15 protein-coding genes are annotated in these 23,074 nt (G+C 34.9%); 6 read left to right on the forward strand and 9 right to left on the reverse strand.

The window, feature by feature from the left end; all coding sequences use genetic code 11:
* From F6K54_RS11035 to F6K54_RS11070, 9 genes are all read right to left on the reverse strand, one after another.
* The coding region (locus F6K54_RS11035) for a helix-turn-helix domain-containing protein (RefSeq protein ID WP_293077404.1) at positions 1–154 on the reverse strand (154 nt) is incomplete at its 3' end.
* 143 nt (positions 155–297) lie between these two features.
* Entirely contained in the window at positions 298–1,464 is a 1,167-nt protein-coding gene (rpoD, locus tag F6K54_RS11040; protein ID WP_293077378.1) for an RNA polymerase sigma factor RpoD, read from the reverse strand.
* 2,172 nt (positions 1,465–3,636) lie between these two features.
* Positions 3,637–4,218 carry a M23 family metallopeptidase gene (locus F6K54_RS11045; RefSeq protein WP_293077380.1) on the reverse strand — a complete coding sequence of 194 codons (582 nt, stop codon included), beginning with the start codon at positions 4,216–4,218 and terminating at the stop codon, positions 3,637–3,639.
* Positions 4,219–5,927: 1,709 nt separating this feature from the next.
* Positions 5,928–6,314 carry a hypothetical protein gene (locus F6K54_RS11050; RefSeq protein ID WP_293077382.1) on the reverse strand — a complete coding sequence of 129 codons (387 nt, stop codon included), beginning with the start codon at positions 6,312–6,314 and terminating at the stop codon, positions 5,928–5,930.
* Positions 6,315–6,710: 396 nt separating this feature from the next.
* Entirely contained in the window at positions 6,711–7,697 is a 987-nt protein-coding gene (gene secF / locus F6K54_RS11055; protein WP_293077384.1) for a protein translocase subunit SecF, read from the reverse strand.
* A gap of 735 nt (positions 7,698–8,432) precedes the next feature.
* On the reverse strand, positions 8,433–9,317 hold the full coding sequence (locus F6K54_RS11060) for an RNA-guided endonuclease TnpB family protein (RefSeq protein ID WP_366558099.1): 885 nt from the start codon (positions 9,315–9,317) through the stop codon (positions 8,433–8,435).
* A complete protein-coding gene (locus F6K54_RS42805; RefSeq protein ID WP_366558100.1) occupies positions 9,298–9,726 on the reverse strand; it encodes a helix-turn-helix domain-containing protein in 429 nt (142 codons plus the stop codon). The genes F6K54_RS11060 and F6K54_RS42805 overlap by 20 nt, the downstream gene beginning before the upstream one ends.
* Positions 9,727–9,883: 157 nt before the next feature.
* Positions 9,884–11,287 (reverse strand): protein translocase subunit SecD, encoded by a 1,404-nt coding sequence (gene secD, locus F6K54_RS11065; protein ID WP_293077386.1) that lies wholly within the window; start codon positions 11,285–11,287, stop codon positions 9,884–9,886.
* Between the two features lie 500 nt (positions 11,288–11,787).
* The gene (locus F6K54_RS11070) at positions 11,788–12,771 is read right to left on the reverse strand and encodes an alpha-ketoacid dehydrogenase subunit beta (protein WP_287277784.1); all 984 of its coding nucleotides are present in this window, start codon (positions 12,769–12,771) and stop codon (positions 11,788–11,790) included.
* A gap of 721 nt (positions 12,772–13,492) precedes the next feature.
* Here F6K54_RS11070 and dnaA point away from each other — a divergent pair.
* The 6 genes from dnaA to F6K54_RS42810 all read left to right on the forward strand — a co-directional run bounded on the left by dnaA (position 13,493) and on the right by F6K54_RS42810 (position 23,008).
* Positions 13,493–14,860, forward strand: a complete 1,368-nt coding sequence (gene dnaA, locus F6K54_RS11075) for a chromosomal replication initiator protein DnaA (RefSeq protein ID WP_293077390.1) — start codon at positions 13,493–13,495, stop codon at positions 14,858–14,860.
* Positions 14,861–15,727: 867 nt separating this feature from the next.
* On the forward strand, positions 15,728–16,891 hold the full coding sequence (dnaN, locus tag F6K54_RS11080; protein WP_293077392.1) for a DNA polymerase III subunit beta: 1,164 nt from the start codon (positions 15,728–15,730) through the stop codon (positions 16,889–16,891).
* An 895-nt stretch (positions 16,892–17,786) separates the two neighbouring features.
* Positions 17,787–18,347, forward strand: coding sequence for a Uma2 family endonuclease (locus F6K54_RS11085; RefSeq protein WP_293077394.1), 561 nt, complete (start codon positions 17,787–17,789; stop codon positions 18,345–18,347).
* Positions 18,348–18,551: 204 nt separating this feature from the next.
* Positions 18,552–19,904: an ATP-binding protein gene (locus F6K54_RS11090; RefSeq protein ID WP_293077396.1), complete on the forward strand. Its 1,353-nt coding sequence runs from the start codon at positions 18,552–18,554 to the stop codon at positions 19,902–19,904.
* Between the two features lie 1,070 nt (positions 19,905–20,974).
* Positions 20,975–22,582 (forward strand): tetratricopeptide repeat protein, encoded by a 1,608-nt coding sequence (locus F6K54_RS11095; RefSeq protein WP_293077398.1) that lies wholly within the window; start codon positions 20,975–20,977, stop codon positions 22,580–22,582.
* Between the two features lie 78 nt (positions 22,583–22,660).
* The gene (locus F6K54_RS42810; protein ID WP_366558103.1) at positions 22,661–23,008 is read left to right on the forward strand and encodes a tetratricopeptide repeat protein; all 348 of its coding nucleotides are present in this window, start codon (positions 22,661–22,663) and stop codon (positions 23,006–23,008) included.
* Positions 23,009–23,074 lie beyond the last annotated feature (66 nt).

Genomic DNA, 23,074 nt, shown 5'->3' on the forward strand with positions numbered 1-23,074 from the left:
AAGAATTAACCGCACATTTCCTACTGTTAATCCAGTCTTTTCGCTCTCTCAAGGCATAATTCCACACTTTTCTACAGACTGCCAGCATATCTTCTATGATGGCAATCTGTTGCTGAGAAGGGATTAACTTAAATTCGTAGGTTAGTGTGATCATGTCCCTATTGTATCATCATTCTATCTCAATGGAGTGCTTATTCTTTATTTGGTCGCGATTCATCTCCCGGTAAATCGGAGATTATACCGGGAGTCCTCACTCGCTCCATTTTTGATAGATAACCAACTAACTTCCCAACTTCTCTAACGGATATATTCTTTGAGGATACTATTACGATTTGGATGTCGTAACTTCCTGAGAGCTTTTGCTTCAATTTGTCGAATCCGCTCGCGAGTCACATTAAATATTTGACCAATTTCTTCTAAAGTTTTCATCCGACCATCATCCAAACCATATCGTAAGCGTAATACATCTCTTTCCCGTGGGCTTAAACTATTTAAAACACTTTCCAAATCTTCTCGTAGTAAATTTTTCGATACTTGGTCTTCCGGAGTTTCCCCATCTGACTCAATAAAATCTCCAAGTCGAGAATCTTCTTCTTTACCGATCGGAGTTTCCAGAGATATTGGCAGTTGAGCTGACTTAGCAATAAAACGCAACTTTTCAATGGTCATTTCCATGTGAGTTGCTATTTCTTCTTCTGTAGGTTTACGACCCATTTCTTGAGAAAGGAGTTTGGTCGTTTTCTTAATCCGGGATATCGTTTCATACAGATGAACTGGCAGACGAATAGTACGAGATTGGTCTGCGATCGCTCTGGTAATAGCTTGACGAATCCACCAAGTTGCATAGGTACTAAATTTATACCCTTTTTCATGGTCAAATTTTTCTGCAGCTCGAATTAATCCCAAACTACCTTCTTGAATCAAATCTTGGAATGACAAACCTCGGTTCATGTACTTTTTAGCGATCGAGACCACTAGACGCAGGTTAGACTGTACCATTTTTTCTTTAGCTCTACGTCCAAGTATTAAGCGACGCTTAAACTTTAACAACTCCATGTCTACAGCATCTGCCCACTCACTAACTTGTGGTTCCCTGTCTAAATGGTACATTAGTTCTTCTCGAATTCGCTCCAATTCCAGTAAATCTGCAATTTTACGCGCCAGTTCAATTTCTTCATCAGCTCTTAATAGCCTAATTCGTCCTATTTCTTGTAGATAAAGGCGAATAGAATCTTCAGTGTAATGCTTTTTTTTGCCTGCAGCCGCAGTCTTAGTACGAGACTTAGCAACTTTACCAGACTTCAGGTAGTTCTCATCAGACTGAGCATCTGTATATCCTTCTCTCTCTGTAATTAAGATTTCTAACTCATTATCTGGTTGTCTGGCTGGGGTTTGCGGAAACAATTCGCTAGGCTCTAGCTCAGGCTGAATGGTGGTTTCGATTACGTTGTTAGTCTGGATCATGTCGCGTTCCTCATGCTCCTTAAAATTGAAGAATAAATTACTTTACAGAAGTTTTCTGTCTATCTGAAGACAGTATAGCTAGTGACCAAACCTGTATGGTTTATGTTTGTTCTGGAAAATTAGGCAGTTCCCTAGGTAAGCTTTGAATAAATATTGATTTATTCAGGGCTTACTTTATTGATCTTGAACTTTTTTTCCCTCGTATGTATTTAGAGTGTCAGATTCTGGCTGGTAGTCATGCCAACATCATTTTCATTACTTTCTGGTTACCATGTCTTAAATATTAGTTAGTTGGGTAGGAATCGACACATACTGAGAGTCCGAGCATAACTTAGCATTTTGTTTGCTATGACCAATAAATTTTTACGCTTTAAGCTATTTAAAATATGCAAAATAACAAAAGCTTTCAGCCTATTAACAATTAAGGGAAATTGACACAGCCAATCTCAAATTCAAGAAGCGGTCAGCACTCAGCACTCAGCAATCATTTTTTTTACGTTAATCAGGAGATTTTAACCCCTCCTCAACTATCTAGCTTTTATAGATAGAAGCTAGGGATTTTAACCCAGAGCTGCTAAAAGTTGATAGCTAGTTAATTCATCAGTTACCCATTATTAAAAATGACAACTATTTAGACATGAAGGGTGTACTTCATAGTTGTCCCCCTTTCCATCCCCACTTTTAGAGGTAAGAATTTAGATGAGGGTTTTCATTTCTAATCTAACAGATGAAAAATAATATGCTAACCATAAACTTTTTACTCTATCCCCGAAAGGGACTAACTATAGCTATTATAGTTCATAAAAATATAGTCAAATATGACATATCCTTATTTTGCAGGTGTTATCCTGACGCTCGTGTTAGCGCAGCTCCTCCGGAGGAGGTACTACAACACCACGCCAGTTGCGTGACTTTCGGGGGACCCGCCCAACGCACTGGCTTCTCTATCCCATAGCCAAAGGCAAAAGGGAGCTACTTTTTCTTTTCCTCTTTTTTGATTATCTCCCTGATTCAATTTCTACTTGGTCATAATACAGAGGCATTGTTAGATTATGTCAATAGTCGCCCAAATTTCTGGAGACAAAAGACTATATTTAACTATATATGACTATATTTGTGTTGAACGTTTATGATACCTCCTTTTTTTTCTTCACATTTACTCTTGCTATCATATCTCCTGTTCATCTTAGGGTTTTTGCTAAGATTTCTAGGTGAATATTTTTATTAGTTTAATGCTAGCAATAATTTATACATTAATTACCTCCATTATTTATCATGTTGAATTTAGAGAAATATTGCTAGTTTTTTCATACATAGAACTTAATTTTAACTATAGATAAAAATTTTGCCAAGCTGTGGATCGCTCATATTTTCAAGACTTAACCATTCAGTATTATTACTGATTCCTATATTATTATAATTAATTTTACTCTATCTGCCATAGTTGAAATCTAATTAGGGAAAAACTTAGTACTCCCCACTTTAACAATTTAATTCTAGCAAAAGTCACTCTTAATATTATCCTCATACTTATGATTTTTTGTAGTTACGGTCATTACATATCAAGCTTTGTTATTTATTCTTCTGTAATCTAACACAGATTAATTAATTATTTTAACTTTCATCTTAATTCTCACTCTGTGGTGTCAATCTTTAGATAATACCAAATAATTTCTATATTTGTAATTTGTTAATTGTTTGATTGTAACTTTGGAGCTAACCTGTGAATAAAAAAACTCTCAAGGTAGACTTCATAATCTGAAAAATCTCTAATTTATAGATTTTGCTACTGTAAATAATACTTACCCTTTAAATCAATGACTATATCAGCTCTTCCCATACCTGGTATTATAACAGACACTCCTCATATTTAAGTTATCTCAAACTTTAGCAATTAGGATTAAATATTACGTTAAGAGAAATTAAATTTTTGATGTTAAACAGTTACCACAGTTACCACTGAGATTTATGAGTCAACTTTTGTAAAAACAATCTTCAGAGTTTGAAAATAGAAAATGTGAAATCAATTCAGTGCAAGGGCTGAATATGAAGATAGTTAATATTAGCTGCTAAACATAAATAAAATAACAAACTACAATTTTTACCAGAAATTGATATTTATTAAGATTTGTTAATTTAAGTGTGTCATTCTCATACTTTGCATATTTATTATCAATAAGAACCTTTTCTCAAAAATTTGATGTAGTTTTCAACAAAAGGGCGAGTAATCTTTCTGTTAGTAATTCTTTGCCCACTATGATAGTGAATCTGAGCATGAACATGATAACCAGAAGTTCTTCCTGTAAGTCCTTGAATACCAATTGCTTGTCCTTTATTAATTCTTGTTCCTGTTCTTGGTGGAGAACCTTGAACTAAATGGCCCATCAACCAATAATAATTAGTTCCATCACACATAAGTTCAACTATCTGACCTGCACCTTGGGCAGTTGTAAAACTTCCATTTTTGCCTTGAAATCTAGTTCTACGGATAGTTCCTTGACAGGGTGCTGGAATGGGAATTTTTAATTTACCATTTTGCTCTAGAGTAAAATCGTAAGCTCCAGGAGGAGTATCGTCAATAAAATAGGGTGTATGAACTACATAAGGGAGAAATTGATCGGATTTGCCATAATATGGGGGAAATAATGGACTAATTTTCGGGAAGTGCTGTTGTACCCATTCTTGAACAATGTCAATTTTTTTTATAGTTTGCTCGAAAATTTTGACTCCTGTTTTTACGAAAGGAGCTAACACTGTTATATAGATCAAAGATATAAAGATCAAAAAAACTAAAAAATTTTTGATACTGCCAGTATGACGATTATCTTTTGCATGAGATGCAAGTTGTTTAATTATCAAAAAAAATGGTAATTGAACGTGTCTTCTTGAATTTTTAGATATTTTCTTATGTTTGAATTTGAGCAGAAATTTTTTTGAAAAAAATTGCATAATTTAATTTTTATTATTACAATCAATTGGGAATCAAAATACAGTAAGGTTAGACAAAACTCAAGATTATTATCAAAAAAATTTATCTTGATGTATCAAAAATTTATAGATTCTTCTATTTATTCTTAAAGGCAACTAGAAGTAAACTATGTACTAATGAATAAATGAATAGTTTTGAAACATACTCTAACCGTAGAATTTCAAGAAGAAAATTAATTGATTTTGGTGTTTTTTTTAGTTTGATATAAAATTCTTCATTCTGTATCTGCTAAATTCCAGATATTGAGAGTAAAAAATATAAATTTTTAGACTTTTTTCTATATATATATTCGCAATCCTCCATCATTTGTAAAATATTCAAAACATACATAAATTAAGCTTGAAACTTTTCCTTCTATAATCTGTTGCTTTTGTTTTCTGGATAAAAAATTTTCTGTTATACAGTAATTTCATTTGAGTTGCTCCAAAAAACTGACAGCTTTTAGGCAAAAGGTAATCATGCTAGTGCAGGATGGCAGAAATAACGAAGTCAGAAGTCAGAAGTCAGAAGTCAGAAGTTAAACCGCCCCTCCCAGGAGGGGAGCCAGGAGGGGAAGTAGGGGATTTGAGCAAGGCTCCAAAAATATTGCGCCTTAAAAGGCGGGGTTTTAGACTCATGTTATTTTGATAACTAACCAGTTATAAAATCCTAAAACTCTTATCAATCAATACTTCTGACTGTCAGATGTGCATCTTACATTCTGGAGGGGCTGTGTGCAGAACTATTTCCGCACTTTAAAAGCGCCGTAGGAAACCTCGCCAATTAGCACTCAATGCCCGATTTTTAACTTCCGCGTAGCAGCACTAGAGGCAATAGGTGAGAAGGTTTGCCAAATTTTTGACTTGTTAGTAAATAACCAACTCTTGTTTGACATCTCGTTTGAAAACCCTATAGTAGTCTTCATTTAGTTATATAGGATACAGATGCTAAGGTGCAAAGGTAGCTATACTTGAAATGACTTAGTTGGTTATATAAAATTAAAGTCAGTCAACCTTATCACTTTTTTCCTCATCCTCTAAGTTAAATAATCATAATCGACACTTATTTCTAGTTTCTACTATTTGAAAATCAAAAACTGTAGTAATTCTACTATTAACTAATATCATGTCCGGTTGAATAGTTACACTTTGGAGGAATAAAGGCAGAAGACAGAAGGCAGAGGACAGAAGGGAAGAAAAGATTAGAAGGGATAAAGTTTTTTGCTCGCTAATTATCCAGACATAATATAATACCAATTTTATATGAAGTGGCACAGAATTAGGTGTTAGGCACTGCATATTATACCAATTTTATCTAAAAATGATACAGAATTATTAAATTGATTAACTTGTATATTTCGATCTATAATCAATTCTAATTTCTGATTACAATATCATTCTATGCAACTTCAGTTCCTCTAATTTTTTTATTCTTGTTCTCTGTTCCCTGTTATCTACTAAAAAAATATACTTTTATTTGAAGTCCCTAATCTGAATTAATTCGAGTTATCTTTAATTACCCACCTCCACAAAATATTAGTCGGTCCTTGAGCGCTAATCTGACATACTTGTTCTTCTAAACGCTTTTGTTCTTCAGGAGATAAACCCCAAAGAATATGTTTACTTTGCCAAACTAAAACAGCAGTTGTCATACCAATGCACAAACCTAAACCAAGTGTTGGTAACCTATGATAAATCAAAGCGTAACGTACCGCAATCCAAGTAAAATGCTCTGCCCACAAAGAAATTTCTCTGCGTAAACTCCAGATACTTAGAAAACCAATACTCATCCAGAGCAACCCAACTATCAACCATCTAACATAGATGATTAGTCTGTAAAGTCTTTCGACTCGGACTTTTAAAATTGGATCATTTTTGTTCATTTTGAGGAAGAAATAAGGAAGAGGAAAGAGTTTTATGAGATACCAATTTAATCATTGAACTTTGGACAAAACTTTTTACAGGGAAGAGGGAAGAATAAAGTATTATAATTTTCAAATTATCATTTTCCTATAGTTATTTTTAAATAGGGCTTGCTGATTAAATCTAAAAGTATTTACTGATATTGGTTTTAGCCTTTTTGGGGTCGAATTGCAGTGCGCCTGTTTCAGTCTAAAACCCTCATGCCTGGAGCGTATTTTAGGCGCATACATAGTTGGGCAGAAAAATTATTCTTACAATTCTTACTCCTACCTCCTCGCTCGTACCCCGTTCCTCCTGTCTCCTGTCTCCTGTCTCCTGTCTCCTACCCTCACCCATAAGACTTTTGAGCGCAAACCCTAAACAGTATTTTCTTGGTCTTCTGCTAATTGAAAATTTTCTACTACTGGATTAGGAATAGATTCACCAATACGCTCGCGCCACCAAGCTAAAAGTGTACTAGCAATAAAAATACTAGAGTAAGAACCTGCAATAAAACCAATAATTAAAGCTAAGGCAAAATACTTTAAAGTTTCACCACCAAATAGAAGAATGCCCACTAAAGGTAATAGAGTAGTCACAGTTGTATTAATCGATCTGGTCAAAGTTTGATTGACTGCACCATCAACAATATGATCTATTGATTCTCCTGGATAGCGCTTAATTACTTCCCTAACTCGGTCATAAATTACCACTGTATCGTTAACCGAAAATCCAATAATAGTTAGTAGAGCAACCAAGAATAAACTATCTACCTCAACACCAACTACTAAACTAATAATTGAAAAAATGCCCACCGTCACTAATATGTCATGGAATAGAGCGACAAAAGCAAATACTGCATAGTCCAACTGGAATCTAAAAGTGAGATAGACAGTAATAGCAAAAAAAGCAACAAGGAGAGCTGATATGCCAGAAGTAAAAATTTGCCGTCCCAAAGTAGGGCCAACAGTATCAATTTGTGTGGAACTTGGATCGAATTCACCAAACTCTGAACTTAAAGCAGCGATTAATTGAGTTCTATTATCAACATCTAGAGTTTTGGTGCGTATGTCAAGAGCTTGTCTTTCTTCTCCTACAACTTGAATCTTGCTATTACCTAAATCTTGATTGCTCATTATTTCTCTAACAGCAGCAACATTAATAGCTTCATTACAACTGTTAGGCATATTGCAATCTAGTTCAAGTTGCAGGCGAGTACCACCAACAAAATCTAAACTTGGACGTAAAGGAGCAGCAATATCTGGCCTAGTCCAAGAAATGACCATGGCAATTAAACCACTAATAATGATGGCTCCTGAAATTGTCCACCATAGCGATCGCTTTTCAATAACACTTATTTTCATTTTTTACTGATTTTATAGGGCTATGCTCTAGGGAATAGGGAACTTTCAACAATTAATAATTAATAATTAATAATTAATAATTAATAATTAATAATTAATAATTAATAATCACCTCTCCTTTAAAACGGATAGGATTGACTAATCATAAAAATTTTTCTTTATTATCCCCTTAAAAGGCTATCCCTTATAAGGAACTTCTGAAAACCTTGTGGGAAGTAGGGGAGTAGGGAACAGGGGAGAAAGGATAAAGAATCATAGTAGATAAGAAAAACTACTTAAAGTTATCAAAAAAAATGTACTTTTAAATACACTTTTTCTCTGGCAAAAACCTGTTAAGGACTTATACATAACTTCTAACTTTTGTCAAGTTTTATGTTCAGAAAGATTTTTATAAAGCATAGTTAAAAGGGGAAGCTTTACACCACAATTTTTCGGTAAAAGAGTTTTAGGATTGAAAAATGTCCTAACTAATTCTTGTAGTGCCATATAAATAATTTTATAGAATAGGCGCTCTAGAAAGAACTTAGGCAGAGTTAGAAGAATCGTAGTTTTGGAGAGTATCCGCTCAATACATAGTAGCGGACTACCAGTTTAGAACCATTTTAAGTAATTTGAGGCTTTTGACATCCTCCCCGGCCTGTTAGCGTTTGCGCAGCATTCCGATAGGAAAGCTCCTCTGAAAGAGGCAGGCACGGGGATTCCTACCGAGCCTAAGCTCCTCGGTGGGTTGACGTCTCACAGGCTGCTGCTACCAGATGCGGTAGTCTTACACTTGCCTCCACGTCCGTTTTTTGCTCCGCGTTCCCTTGCGCCTTTCAGCGGCGCGGGTTCGGTGCGCTTTTTTGTCTCCGAATGCCCTCGGGCGACTAATATATTTATCGCTGCGTTTGCCTCCTGCGGAGGAGCTTCGCTTACGTCTCTATCGTGTTTTGTGCCACAGTTTAGACACTCCCACTCTCGCACCTTAAGGTCTAATTTTCCACCTTTAAAGCCACAATTTGAGCAAACTTGAGAGGTCGGTTCCCAACGACTAATTACTCTAAAATCACGACCATATTTTTCAGCAATTCCATCTAAGAATGTCCGGAATTGTCTCCAACCTAAATCTGAAATTGCTCTGGATAATTTACGGTTTTTTACCATACCAGAAACATTCAAGTCCTCTAAAACAACTGTTTGGTTTTCACGAATTATTTTAGTAGATAATTTATGTAGAAAATCAGTTCTTGTATCTTTCAGTTTGGCATAGAATTTAGCTACTCTAATCCTGGCTTTTTCATGCCTTTTTGACCCTTTAGTTTTATGAGATAATGACTTACTTAACTTTCTTAATTTCTTAATTCGTTTCTTTAGTGGTTTTGGTGCATCAATCTTTGTACCGTCACTGAATGTAGCAAAGGTTTTAATACCTAAATCTATACCTACTGAATTATCAGTTTTAGGTAAGATTTCTGGTTGTATTTCTACTACAAAACTTAAGAAATATCTAGTAGGGGCGATTCGCGAATCGCCCCTACAATCTTTGATTACTGTTACTGATGATGGAGCAGTAGGTAACTCTCTTGACCATACAATTTTCAGCTTTCCAATTTTGGCGCTTCTAAACTTTATGTTGACCAATTTTAAATCCTCCCTTTGTGAACCTAGCAGTTTGCTTTGACTTTCTACTTTTAAATCGCGGAGCGTTGCGAGGAACGAAGCAATCTGGAGGTCTAATCGGTCTACCTTTTCTCTGACCTTTAGTTGATTTGAAAAAGTTTTGATAAGCCTGATTTAAATCATTTAAAGATTGCTGCAATGGTATGTTAGAGACTTCTGACAACCATTCTCTTTCTTCAGTCTTTTTAGCAGATGTAATAAAAAGCTTTTGTAGTTCTGAATTATTAGGTTTCTTTTCTGCTGATTTATACTTCTGTTGGGAGTAAGCTAGACTATCATTCCAAACCACACGGACACAGCCGAATAGCTTGGCTAATCGGTATTTTTGTCCCGGCGTTGGATAGATACGATACTTAAATCTAGCTTTCATAATTTGACGCATCAAACTAACAAAATGATAACATATTTATTGAAAAAAATCAACCCGCAAGCAATAAAAAGTCGCCCTAGAAGGGCGAGGCTTGAGACCCATTTTTTCGGTCATTTACCAATTTATCCTAAATTATTGAGCGGTTTATTTTCCAACTTCAGCGTACCAAGTTGGGGTAGTTCACTTCAGGACAAAATAATTCTGGTTTGCGGAATTGAGAAAAACTGATCGCCCAAAACATTAGAGTACGACTACAAGTAACAGCAGTAAACATACTAATCGCTACACCTATTCCCAAGGTTAGAGCAAAACCTTTTACTAAACCAGTTCCTAGCCAGAATAGTGCTATACAGGCAATCAAGGTTGTGACATTACCATCTAAAATGCTGGAAAAAGCCCGATAAAAGCCAGACTCTACAGAACGATATAAAGTTTTACCAGCTCGCAATTCTTCCCTTGTCCGTTCAAAAATCAAAACATTAGCATCAACTGCCATACCAATACTCAGAATAAAACCAGCAATTCCTGGCAATGTTAAAGTAACTCCCAAGATAGCAAAACTAGCAATGGTAAACAGAGAATAAATAACTAGAGCTACATCAGCAATTATCCCAGGAAGTCGATAATAAACTACCATAAATATTAATACCAGAATTAGGCCACCAGCTCCTGCATAAACACTACGCTGAATACTATCTCGCCCTAGAGTAGCTCCAACAGTTCGATTTTCCACAATTTCTACTGAAACAGGCAGTGCCCCACCCCGCAATTGTACTGCCAATTCATTTGCTTGTTCGGCTGTAAATCTACCTTGAATTACTGCATTACCACCAGTAATTCCTGTTTCGGCAAATTCAACACCGACAGTGGGGGCACTCAAAAGTTGGTCATCTAGGAAAATACCGATACTACGTCCAGTTCCTGCTAAATTTTTGGTAAGTTCCGCAAACTTCTGTCCTCCTTCAGAGGTAAAGCGCAAGGCCACATTCCAGTTATCAGACCCAGGAGCTTCTGGTTCTGCTAAAGCATCTCTCAGGTCTTGGCCTTTAATTGTGGGTTCTTTGAATAGTCCGGCGATCGCTTGATTTGTTTTTTCTAGAGATTCTAAATTTTTAGCTATAGCCTCTGGATCTTCAATATTTTTCAGTAATTCTTGTTCTACTAAACGTTGTCTTTGTAGTTGGTATTCAATTGCTAACTGTTGCTCGGTGCCCTGTAATTGTTCGCGGAAGTCTAGTTGAGCGGTACCTCCTAAAACTCGTTCTGCTTGAGCTGGGTCATTTACTCCTGGTAGTTGGACAAGAATTTGGTCTTGTCCTAGAGATTGAACTACTGATTCTGACACACCTAGAGCATTGACTCGATTTTCTACAATTTTTAGGACTCCTTCCATTACCCGTTCGTCGATAGTGGGAACTTCTTCTGAGGTTTGTAGTTGAATAGTCAGTTGTGATCCACCTCGAAGGTCTAGTCCCAGTCGAATTGGAATTTGACTCAATACTGTTACTGATGCTATTACTAAGACTAGAATTAAGGCGATATATGAACTTTGTCTACGCATAATTTCACTAGCTGAAATAAGTATTTAGATAACTTAGGACTAAAGCTGTTAATATTTTACTTTTTGTATATTGAGCTTTTTGAGAAAGCTTTTATCAAGTCAATTCAATTGCAATATAGGTCAATTATTTTTTATCTATGATATTGATACTGAGAAATCAATTTTTCCAGAAATTTATCTTAGCTTTCAATAGATATTAATTATATAATCTTTCATTTTAATTAATTACAGAAAAGAGAATTAAGCAATCATGAAATAGGGCAATATCAAGAAAAATAAAAAACTGACTCCTGAGTGCTTTTCCTACTAATTACTATCTTTTAAATAGACAAGATATTCAGATACAGACGCTCCTAGAAGAACGTCTATATCCACAAAAACAATTAATAACTAATTAAAAGCAGAACTAGAAATGAGATTTGCCACAATTTTACCTCAAAACAATTAATATTTGGTTTAAGTCAAAAAAGTTAATCAGCTCTTTTGCTTATTCCTTCAACTTAAACTTGCATTGCTACCATTTTCTGTACTGCTTCAACAATCTGCTCTGGTTGTACAATTGTCAATCTTTCCAGCGTACCATTATAAGGTGTCGGAATATCTTGTGAAGATAAACGTAGAACTGGTGCATCTAGTTCATCAAACAACCTCTCATTAATTGAGGCAATTAACTCAGCACCAATACCACCTGTTTTCATACACTCTTCGACAATAATTACCCGGTGAGTTTTCTGAATAGAAGCACCAATAGTTTCAAAATCTAGAGGTTTGAGGGATATTAAGTCTATTACCTCTGGGTCATAACCCTGTTTTTCCAAACTTTTTACTGCTTGGGTAACGTGGTGACGCATCCGAGAGTAGGTCAAAATAGTTACATCTTTTCCTGTCCGTACCACTTCCGCTTTGTCTATAGGTAACAAATATTCCTCTTCTGGCAAGTCTTCCTTCAGATTGTAAAGGAGGACGTGTTCAAAAAATAGGACCGGATTATCATCACGGATAGCTGCTTTGAGTAAACCTTTAGCATTGTAAGGGGTTGAGCAGGCCACTATTTTCAGGCCAGGAACAGCTTGAAAGTATGCTTCTAATCTTTGGGAATGCTCCGCACCTAACTGGCGACCTACACCACCAGGGCCACGAATAACTAATGGTATTTTGAAGTTACCACCAGAGGTGTAGCGCAACATTCCAGCATTATTGGAAATTTGGTTGAAGGCTAATAGTAAAAAGCCCATATTCATGCCTTCAATAATGGGTCTTAACCCAGTCAAAGCTGAACCTATGGCCATTCCTGTGAAGCTATTTTCTGCAATGGGAGTATCAAGGACACGTAGTTCCCCATATTTTGCATAAAGGTCTTTAGTAACTTTGTACGAGCCTCCATATTGACCCACATCTTCACCAAGAACATATACAGCCTGGTCGCGGGCCATTTCTTCATCTATGGCTGCACGGAGAGCATTAAATAATAAAGTTTGTGCCATCTAAGGGTTTGATTATATGAATTTTAGGTAACAGTTCCCAGACTAATCTCACGATTAGAAATGGGCTTCTCAATGACTCGACCTAATTGTTTAGGACATGGCATAGAGCTTTGTCAATCATTTTGCTCTAGCAAGTAAGCCCACTTTCAGTGTCGGGTTTTTGAGTTAGATTAGATGCTAATATTAACCTTTTACTGGATTGTCTGAGCAGCTTTATTGCTAATTTTACTATATTAATTTGATCCGATTTTAATTTATTCTGATTTCCATACTTTATTAACTAACTTATTTTATCATTGTTAGTCCCAAATTTTAATTTACTAATTTATCCTGCCTACCCTTCTTTTGCTTGTAGGTAATAGCTTGCTGGTTTAGCACACCGCAGTTAAAAATTGGGTTATTAACTCCACAACTCATCTGCATTTTCTACGACTTTAGTTAGAGTTAATTAAAAGGTGTTAGGTTTTAGTAGCACGTTCATTAATGGATAATGGATAATTGATAATTGATAATTACCTCTGGTTAAAACCGAGAGGATTGAATATAAGGAAATATTTTTTCTTTTTTTCCCCTTAAAAGGGGAGGCTTTAAACCAGAATTATTTAATTATTAATTATTAATTATTAATTATTCGGTAAGCTTTTTTCACCACCTACGACCTACAACCTTCTTTAAATATTTAATTAATTTTTATTTGTATTCATATAAAAAGGGGTTAACAGTGGAAATTTCTCTTGATAATTTGTGGAACCAAGTTTTAGAAAGATTGCAATTGCAATTAAGCCGACCTACTTTTGAAACATGGATTAAAACAGCTAATGCCCAACAACTAGAAAATAACTGTTTGGTAATTTGTACACCTAACCCTTTTGCTCGAAATTGGTTACAGAAATACTATGTAAAAACTATTGCTGATGTTGTACATGATATTCTTGGTCATCCTGTAGAAATTTACCTAACTACGACAGTAGGAGAAAGTACGGGTAAAGATAATTCAGAACCTATATGGTCGGAAAATAAGGTTGCCGATCTTTCAGAAAGTTTATCTAGTCAAAAGCCTAAACCAGCAAATCTGAATCTGAAATATATGTTTTCTAGGTTTGTGGTTGGTCCTAATAATCGTATGGCTCATGCAGCTTCTTTAGCAGTAGCTGAATCTCCTGGACGAGAGTTTAATCCTTTATTTTTATGTGGTGGAGTAGGTTTAGGAAAAACTCATTTGATGCAAGCTATCGGTCATTATCGTTTGGAGATTTTGCCTGAGTCTCAAATTTTTTATGTTTCTACGGAAAAGTTTACTAATGATTTAATTGTCGCTATTCGTAAAGATAGCCTCCAAAGTTTTAGAGAACATTATCGAACTGCTGATGTTTTATTGGTAGATGATATTCAATTTATTGAGGGTAAAGAATATACTCAAGAAGAGTTTTTTCATACTTTTAATACTTTGCATGAAGCTGGCAAACAAGTAGTATTAGCTTCTGATAGACCTCCTAATCAAATTCCTAGTTTACAAGAACGTCTTTGCTCTCGGTTTTCTATGGGATTAATTGCTGATATTCAAGCTCCCGATCTGGAAACTAGGATGGCAATTTTACTGAAAAAGTCTGAGTATGAAAATATGGTTTTGCCTAGGGATGTAATTGAGTATATTGCAACTAGATATCCTTCAAATATTCGGGAGTTGGAAGGTGCTTTGACTAGGGTTGTTACTTATATTTCTATTTCAGGTTTGCCGATGACTGTGGAGAATGTCGCACCTATTTTAAATCCACAAAATGAAAAATTAGAGGCATCTCCAGAAGCAGTTATTAAGGCTGTTTCAGAAGTTTTTAATGTGTCTATAGAGGATTTAAAAGGAAGTTCTAGAAAACGAGAGATTAGTTTGGCAAGACAGGTTGGAATGTTTTTGATGCGACAACATACTGATTTAAGTCTGCCAAAAATTGGGGAAGTTTTTGGTGGAAAAGATCATACAACTGTTATATATAGTTGCGATAAAATTGCCCAGCTACAAAAGAATGATTTAAACTTAGGCCAAATTCTCAGACAGTTGAGCGATCGAATTAATTTTTCCAGTCGTCGTTAGTCAAAAGTTAAAAGTCAAAAGTTAAAAGTCAAAAGTCAAAAGTCAAAAGTAATATATGACTGAGTTTGAGCATTTATAAATGTCCTAACCTATTTGCGTAGTGCTATAACTAGGGTTTGCTGAATAAGTATGAGTGGTAGGGGTAGAATCCAGAATCCAGAATCCAGAAGTCAGGAGGAATGGGAATTATAGAAGAAGTAGTCAGAAGAATCGGATATAGTGATTTTCTACCCCTCGAAATGCCGAAAATCTTAGATTTTTGAACCATTACCACCTAAAAGCGGGTACTCCCTTAGTACCTGAAAAGGGTAAAACCTTTACCTGTCAAGACGCGTGATATTTAATCAGCAAACCCTAACTATGAAATTTAAACTTTCGACTTGTGTAAAACTTGTGGAAAACTTGTGGAAAAATCTAGAATCTGGACTATTAATTGGATCAAAACAACTATAGCGCTATGGAAATATTTTAGGACATTCCTCTATTGCCTGTTCCCTGTCCCCAGTTCTGGTGTTCCCTTACAACTAAAGTTTATTGTTCTGACCAAAAGATGTAGTGCTATAAACTGAAACCGAAAAGGTTGCATCACCTCAAAAATACAAGCTAATCCAAAATTGTATTTCAAACCAACAGTGATTTTTTCCACAGGTTTTCCACAAGCTATTTATTTCTGAAAGCATTGATATAACTAATAATTTTTTAGAGTTTTCCACATTTTCCACAGATATTAATTCGATCTTTTATGACTGATATTTTTCATCCAATGCTAGATATCTAGATTCCTCAAGTTAAGAATGTTAGGATTTCAGTTCGAGGTGAATTTTCTTAAAAAACCCTCTGGTTCCTTATATAACTAACTAAACTCTAATGAAATTAACTTGTACTCAAAGTGACTTAAATAGTAATCTTTCTCTGGTAAGTCGCGCAGTTCCTTCTCGCCCTACTCACCCAGTATTGGCAAATGTTTTATTAATAGCAGATGTAGAAAATCAATGCTTAGAATTAACAGGGTTTGACTTAAGTTTAGGTATTCGTTCAAATTTTCCAGCAGTTGTAGAAACAGGTGGGAGTTTTACTTTACCTGCCAAATTATTTAATGATATTGTCTCCAGATTACCAGACGGTAATATTACTATTGATGATGATGAAGGGGAAGCGATCGCTACTCTTACTTCTACATCTGGACGTTATGAAGTCCGAGGTATGGGAGGGGAGGAATATCCAGAGTTACCAAAGGTGGAAGAGGGGGAGGTTATACATTTACCACCGGAAGCTTTAATTAATGGTTTAAAGGGAACTCTGTTTGCCACAAGTCCTGATGAAACAAAACAAGTGTTAACTGGAGTACATTTAAAGGTACAAAAAGATGGTTTAGAATTTGCAGCAACTGATGGTCATAGATTAGCAATTGTTAAGACTGAAAGTGTGACACCAGAGGATGAGTCAGAAGTAGAAGAAATTGAAGAAATTGAAGAGTTTGAAGTAACAATTCCTGCAAAAGCTTTACGAGAAATTGAACGAATGATTGGAATGGATCAATCATCTGAAGCTGTTGCTTTGAGATTTGATGAAGGTCAGGTAATTTTTGAGCTAGGAGAACAATGTTTAACTAGCAGAAAATTGGAGGGTCAATATCCAGCTTACGGACAATTATTACCTGATAAGTTTACTAATCAAATTAATGTAGATAGGAAACAATTTTTAGGAGCAGTGGAAAGAATTGCTGTTTTGGCTGACCAGAAAAATAATATTTTGAAGTGTTCTATTGATAGTGTTAATCAGGAGATTTCTTTATCTGTAGATGCTCAAGATGTTGGTAGTGGTAGAGAGTCTATGGCGGCACAAATTTCTTCTGATGAACCGGAAGAAATTGCTTTTAATGTTAAGTATTTGATAGAGGGATTAAAGGCTATTCCTTCAGCTTCGGAGATTTCTATTCAGTTAAATACTGCTACAAGTCCGGTGGTTTTAAATCCATTGGGTGGGGTGAAAATGACTTATTTAATTATGCCTGTTCAGTTGAGAAATTAGTTGCTTCAAGTGATTTTAAAATCGTAAGTTTATCGTGGCAGATTGGATGATTTTATATATCTAAATTTGCCCGATTTTTTTAACCCACATTCCGCACGACAAAATGTAGCATAATACCAATTTGATAAATGTTTGCTACAAATAGCTAGGGTATTTATTAGAATCAAGAATTCAGAATCAAGAATTCGTATGGGGATAGATTTAATACCATTTTTGATGTTGTAAATTATCTTTTTCGTCAAATAGACTTTATTTGAAAGTTTATTTATGATTCTTATTATTCGTAACATTCTTTTTTCAAAATGGTATAAAAGGTGAGTAGTCAGTAGTCAGTAGGGAATGATGCCGATTAATTGTCTGGCGTTTTTTAAGTATTTATATTTAATATTTTCCTGAGAATTTGACTTCTGAGAAAGCTCAATGAAGATAAATTTTACAGTATAAATACTGATCGAGCTACCATTTTTTATGCTACTTTTGATATTATGAATTGATGTGCGAAACGTGGGTTTTAAGGGAGTATATGCTAAAATATATCATAACTTAATATACTCAAAAAGAAACCGGGTTTATATCCCTAATTAGGGTTTGTTGAATAAAGTCTTTTTGTTCTTTGCAGGAGATAGGAGACAGGAGAAATGGAAATTTAGAGGAGGTAGGAGTTAAGAATTGTCTCTCAATTTTTCTGCCATAATCATCCCAAAATACTAGATTTTTGAATTTTTTCCACCAAAAAAATGGTACTTTTTTTCAACTCTAAAACGCTAAAATCAATATCAGTCAAGACTTTTATAATTAATCAGCAATTCCTAATTATTTCTCATCAGAAATTTTTCTGAATCGACCCAGTTTCTGGGTAATTTATAATATTTATAAACATCATTAAAGGGTAATTATGTCTGTAGAATTAAAACGGCGACAATTTACTGTTAAAGAATACGATCTAATGGTTGAAGCAGGTATTCTTAAAAACGATGACAGAGTAGAATTAATAGCAGGAGAAATTATTCAAGTGGCACCTATGGGTTTGCGTCATGCTTCTTGTTTAAGACGTTTAAATAGGATTTTTAATAAACTATTGTACAGCAAAGTAATAATTGACACTCAAATTCCCATCCAGTTAAATGATGAGAGTGAACCTGAACCAGATTTAATTCTATTACAATGGCGTGATAATTTTTATGAGGAAAAACATCCTCAACCAGAGGATATATTTTTATTGGTAGAAGTCGCAGATTCAACTATTAAGTATGACCGAGAAATCAAGATACCTTTGTATGCTGAAAATGGAATTTCTGAGGTGTGGCTGATAGATATTAATCAACAATTAGTAGAGGTTTATCGGCAAGCAAAAGGGAATAGTTATCGGGATGTGCAGCAATTTTTTCGAGGAGATATTTTAACTATTGAAGCTTTTGATGATATTAATTTAACTGTCGAGCAAATTTTGGGATAATACCAATTTTATAAGTGTTTGCTACAAATAGGTAGGGTACTTCTTAGGATTCAGGAGTCAGGAGTCAGGAGTCAGGAGTCGTATGGGAATAGATTTAATACCAGTTTTTAGGTCATAAATTCTCTTTTTTGTCAAAGGGACATTTCCTGCAATTTTTTTTTATTGCACTTATTATTCGTAACATTCTTTTTTCAAAATGGTATCATGACTAATCAAAAAATAGACATAGAAGAACTACTAACAAATCTCTACAACTCTTTCGATCCATTTCAACCATTACCAGCAGGAGACCCTCTTTATGTTGACTGTAAAAAAGTCCGAGGAGATGGAGATGTTTTACGAGATTTAGGCAGAAAAATTAAGCGTTCAAAGAGGATGACTTGTCAACTTTATGCTGGTCATCGAGGGGCAGGAAAATCGACGGAATTACTTAGACTTAAACAATATCTGGAATCAGAGAAAATATTTGTGGTTTATTTTGCTGCGGATGAACAAGATATTGATGCGGAGGATGCGGAATATACAGATATTTTACTGGCTTGTACTCGTCATTTATTGCAAGATTTAAAAGACGCTGCTGAACCTAATTCTGTAGTTAATTGGTTAAAAGATCGTTGGCAAGAATTGAAGGATTTAGCTCTGACAGAAATTGATTTTGAGAAGGCAACTATTGATGTAAAAATATCTGCTTTTGCTAAACTTACAGCAAATTTAAGGGCAGTACCAACTCTCCGTCAGCAAATTAGGCAGAAAATTAATCCCCACACTGTCACTCTGATTAAAGTTTTAAATGATTTTATTGATGATGCTAAGAAAAATTTACCCAATGGTTGTACAGAATTAGCAGTAATAGTTGATAACTTAGACCGAATAGTGCCTGTTATTCAAGAGGATAAACGGACTAACCACGACCATATTTTTATAGACCGCTCCGAACAATTAAAAGCATTAAATTGTCACATTATTTATACAGTTCCTATTTCTATGGTCTACTCCCATAGAGCAGCAGATTTGAGAGAATTTTATACAGCTCCCCAGGTTTTACCGATGATTATGGTGCAGAAACCTGATGGTAGTAAATATGAACCAGGATTTAATAAAATTAAGGAGTTAATTATCAAGCGAGTGGAACAATTTGCTCCTAATCTTTCCCTAGAAACAGACTTATTTGATCGTGAAGAAACTTTGAATCAACTCTGTATAATGAGTGGCGGTCATGTGCGGAATTTACTATTATTAATTCAGTCAGCTTTTGACTATACGGATGATTTACCTATTCCGAGAAATGCTATCCGCAGGTCAATTACAGATGCTAGAGATATTTATCGGAAAACTGTGGATGATAATCAATGGATAAGGTTAGCTGAAGTGGCATTTTCTAGGGAAGTTCCTAATGATGATAATTACCGTAGTTTAATGTTTAATCGCTGTATTTTGGAATATTGTTATTATGATGATGAGGGAGAAAAGCGACGTTGGTATGATGTTCATCCGTTGATTAAGGGGACTCCTGAGTTTAAGAAAGCTGTTGAAAGTGTTAGTCAGAAAGTTCAGTAGTATATGGAATTTTCTCTACTATTGCTTATAGAGCAATCATTATTCATTTTGTGAAGCACCATAACTTGAGAGGTGAGTAGGGAATTTTCTCTACTATTGCTTATAGAGCAATCATTATTCATTTTGTGAAGCACCATAACTTGAGAGGTGAATATGGGATTTTTTCTACTATTGCTTATAGAGCAATCATTATTCATTTTGTGAAGCACCATAACTTGAGAGGTGAGTAGGGAATTTTCTCTACTATTGCGTATAGAGCAATCATTATTCATTTTGTGAAGCACCATAACTTGAGAGGTGAGTAGGGAAATTTTTCTACTATTACGTATAGGGCAATCATTAATTCATTTTGTGAAGCACCATAACTTGAGAGGTGAGTAGGGAAATTTTTCTACTATTGCGTATAGAGCAATCATTAATTCATTTTGTGAAGCACCATAACTTGAGAGATGAATAGGGGAATTTCTCTACTATTGCTTATAGAGCAATCATTGATTCATTTTGTGAAGCACCATAACTTGAGAGATGAATAGGGAAATTTTTCTACTATTGCGTATAGGGCAATAATTGATTCATTTTGTGAAGCACCATAACTTGAGAGATGAATAGGGGAATTTTTCTACTATTGCTTATAGAGCAATCATTGATTCATTTTGTGAAGCACCATAACTTGAGAGATGAATAGGGAAATTTTTCTACTATTACGTATAGAGCAATAATAGTTTCATTTTGTGAAGCACCATAACTTGAGAGATGAGTAGGGAAATTTTTCTACTATTGCGTATAGAGCAATAATAGCTTCATTTTATGAAGCACCATAACTTGAGAGGTGAGTAGGGAAATTTTTCTACTATTGCGTATAGAGCAATAATAGCTTCATTTTATGAAGCACCATAACTTGAGAGGTGAGTAGGGAAATTTTTCTACTATTGCTTATAGAGGAATAATTGATTCATTTTATGAAGCACCATAACTTGAGAGGTGAAAATGAAGCAAGCGATCGCTCAGAATAAGACTAACAAATTAATCAGTATATTCGTGGCATAATCCGTGTGAGTATCTCAAAAGCTATGAACCAAGATTTAACAGACTGGGATGAGAATTTATTAAAAGACCCAGAAACAGAATATAAAGCTATAGTTAGGTCTCTCAAAAGAACGTCTGGTTTTAGATTATTGTTTGTAGAATGTTCTCCCGCAGAAGGAACAAAATTAATTCAGAAAATTAAGGAAGATATTCCTCAGAAAAAAATCGAAGTTTTGCCGTTAAATGAACCAACAAATAATTTATATAATCTGGTTGCTGGTTTGCCCAATAGACAGGATATTAATATTTTATTTGTGACAGGACTGGAAAATTCTCTGTATGAATATGAGTTGAATAAACTGAAAAATGGTTGGAGTAGTAATGAGAGATATAGTTACAGTGAAAAAGGTGTACCTCCAATTTTAAGTCACCTGAATCAACATCGAGAAAAATTCAGGGATGACTTTAATATTTGCTTTGTTTTTATCCTGCCTGTCTATGCTTTGAAATATTTTATTCATCGTTGCCCGGACTTTTTTGATTGGCGTTCTAATACATTTGAATTTAAGTCCGATCCAGAGTTAGTAGCTCAAGAATCATCTCGAATTATTGAAGAAGGAAATTATCAGAAATATCAGAGTTTCAGCTCTGAAGAAAGAAGACAAAAATTTTTGGATATTCAAAATTTAATTGAAGATGAAAATAATCCTGATGAACAAAAAGGAAAACTATTAGTTAAGCAGGGATTAATACTAGCATCAGAAAGTAAAAATGAAGAGGCGATCGCTGCTTATGATAAGGCTCTAGAAATTAAACAAGACTATTACAAAGTTTGGAATGCTAAAGGAAATGCACTAAGATATTTAGGCAGATATGAAGAGGCGATCGCTGCTTATGATAAGGCTCTAGAAATTAAACCATATTTTCACGAAGCTTGGTACAATAAAGGCATTGTTATGTCAGATTTAGAGAGATATAAACAGGCGATTTCTGCTTATGAAAAGGCTCTCGAAATTAAACAAGACTTTCACGAAGCTTGGAGTAAAAAAGGCGATGCTCTGTTAGACTTAGGCAGATATGAAGAGGCGCTCGCTGCTTGTGAAAAGGCTCTAGAAATTAAACAAGACTTTCACGAAGCTTGGTACTATAAAGGCGCTGCCCTAAGATTTTTAGGCAAATATGAAGAGGAAATTGCTGCTTGTGAAAAGGCTATAGAAATTAAACCAGACTATGGCTATGCTTGGAATGGTAAAGGCATTGATCTGTTCTATTTAGGCAGATATGAACAGGCAATTTCTGCTTTTGAAAAAGCTATAGAAATTAAACCAGACTTTCACTATGCTTGGTTCCATAAAGGCTATGTTCTGTCTTATTTTGGCAGGTACGAACAAGCAATAGCTGCTTGTGAAAAAGCTATAGAAATTAAACCAGACTTTGACCATGCTTGGTATTTTAGAGGTGCTTTGCTGTGGAGACTACTCCGTTTTAAAGAAGGTTATGCTAGCATAATGAAAGGCAGGGAAATTAATCCTTATTTTCCTGTAGATTATTTTTATAAAAATATAAAAAGACTTCCCACCGGTAAAAGCGGGTGGTATAACTTGAAAGAATTTTTTATTAAACTTTTGAGAGTTATAGTTCTAAAAATATGATAATTTTACCTCAACTAGACTCAGAACTATTTAGAACAACATGAGTAGGCGATCGCTGCTTATGAAAAAGCTATAGAAATTAAACCATATTATCACTATGCTTGGAATGGTAAAGGCAATACTTTATTACAGTTAAAACTTGATCAACAAGCAATAGTCACATATAAAAAGTCTCTAGAAATTAAACCAGACTATGAAAGTTCTATTACTAATATTGGCTTAGTTAAATATGAAATGGGAAAAATAGATGAAGCAATAGAAAATTGGCAAGCTGTACTTGAAATTAATAACCAATTTGTAGAATCTAAATTAGCATTAGGAGTTGCCCTCTACAACAAAGGCAAAATTCCAGAAAGTTTAACAATAGCTGAAGCAGCATTAAAATTAGATAAAAATTGGGGAAACTTGCAACGTCTGAAAAAATAACTTTGGGGGGATAAACTATTAGTAGATGCAGCCAAATTATTAGAAAATCCTCAGATAAAAGTCTTA

The organism is Okeania sp. SIO3B5, assembly GCF_010692555.1.
Taxonomy (GTDB): Bacteria; Cyanobacteriota; Cyanobacteriia; order Cyanobacteriales; family Microcoleaceae; genus Okeania.

What these genes read in the sequence shown, in the direction of transcription:
- F6K54_RS11085 (WP_293077394.1), top strand. Translation starts at nt 17,787, where the DNA reads ATGTCTGTAGAATTAAAACGGCGACAATTTACTGTTAAAGAATACGAT.
- F6K54_RS11095 (WP_293077398.1), top strand. Translation starts at nt 20,975, where the DNA reads ATGAACCAAGATTTAACAGACTGGGATGAGAATTTATTAAAAGACCCA.
- F6K54_RS11050 (WP_293077382.1), bottom strand. Translation starts at nt 6,314, where the DNA reads ATGAACAAAAATGATCCAATTTTAAAAGTCCGAGTCGAAAGACTTTAC.
- secD (WP_293077386.1), bottom strand. Translation starts at nt 11,287, where the DNA reads ATGCGTAGACAAAGTTCATATATCGCCTTAATTCTAGTCTTAGTAATA.
- dnaN (WP_293077392.1), top strand. Translation starts at nt 15,728, where the DNA reads ATGAAATTAACTTGTACTCAAAGTGACTTAAATAGTAATCTTTCTCTG.
- secF (WP_293077384.1), bottom strand. Translation starts at nt 7,697, where the DNA reads ATGAAAATAAGTGTTATTGAAAAGCGATCGCTATGGTGGACAATTTCA.
- F6K54_RS42805 (WP_366558100.1), bottom strand. Translation starts at nt 9,726, where the DNA reads ATGAAAGCTAGATTTAAGTATCGTATCTATCCAACGCCGGGACAAAAA.
- F6K54_RS11090 (WP_293077396.1), top strand. Translation starts at nt 18,552, where the DNA reads ATGACTAATCAAAAAATAGACATAGAAGAACTACTAACAAATCTCTAC.
- rpoD (WP_293077378.1), bottom strand. Translation starts at nt 1,464, where the DNA reads ATGATCCAGACTAACAACGTAATCGAAACCACCATTCAGCCTGAGCTA.
- F6K54_RS11070 (WP_287277784.1), bottom strand. Translation starts at nt 12,771, where the DNA reads ATGGCACAAACTTTATTATTTAATGCTCTCCGTGCAGCCATAGATGAA.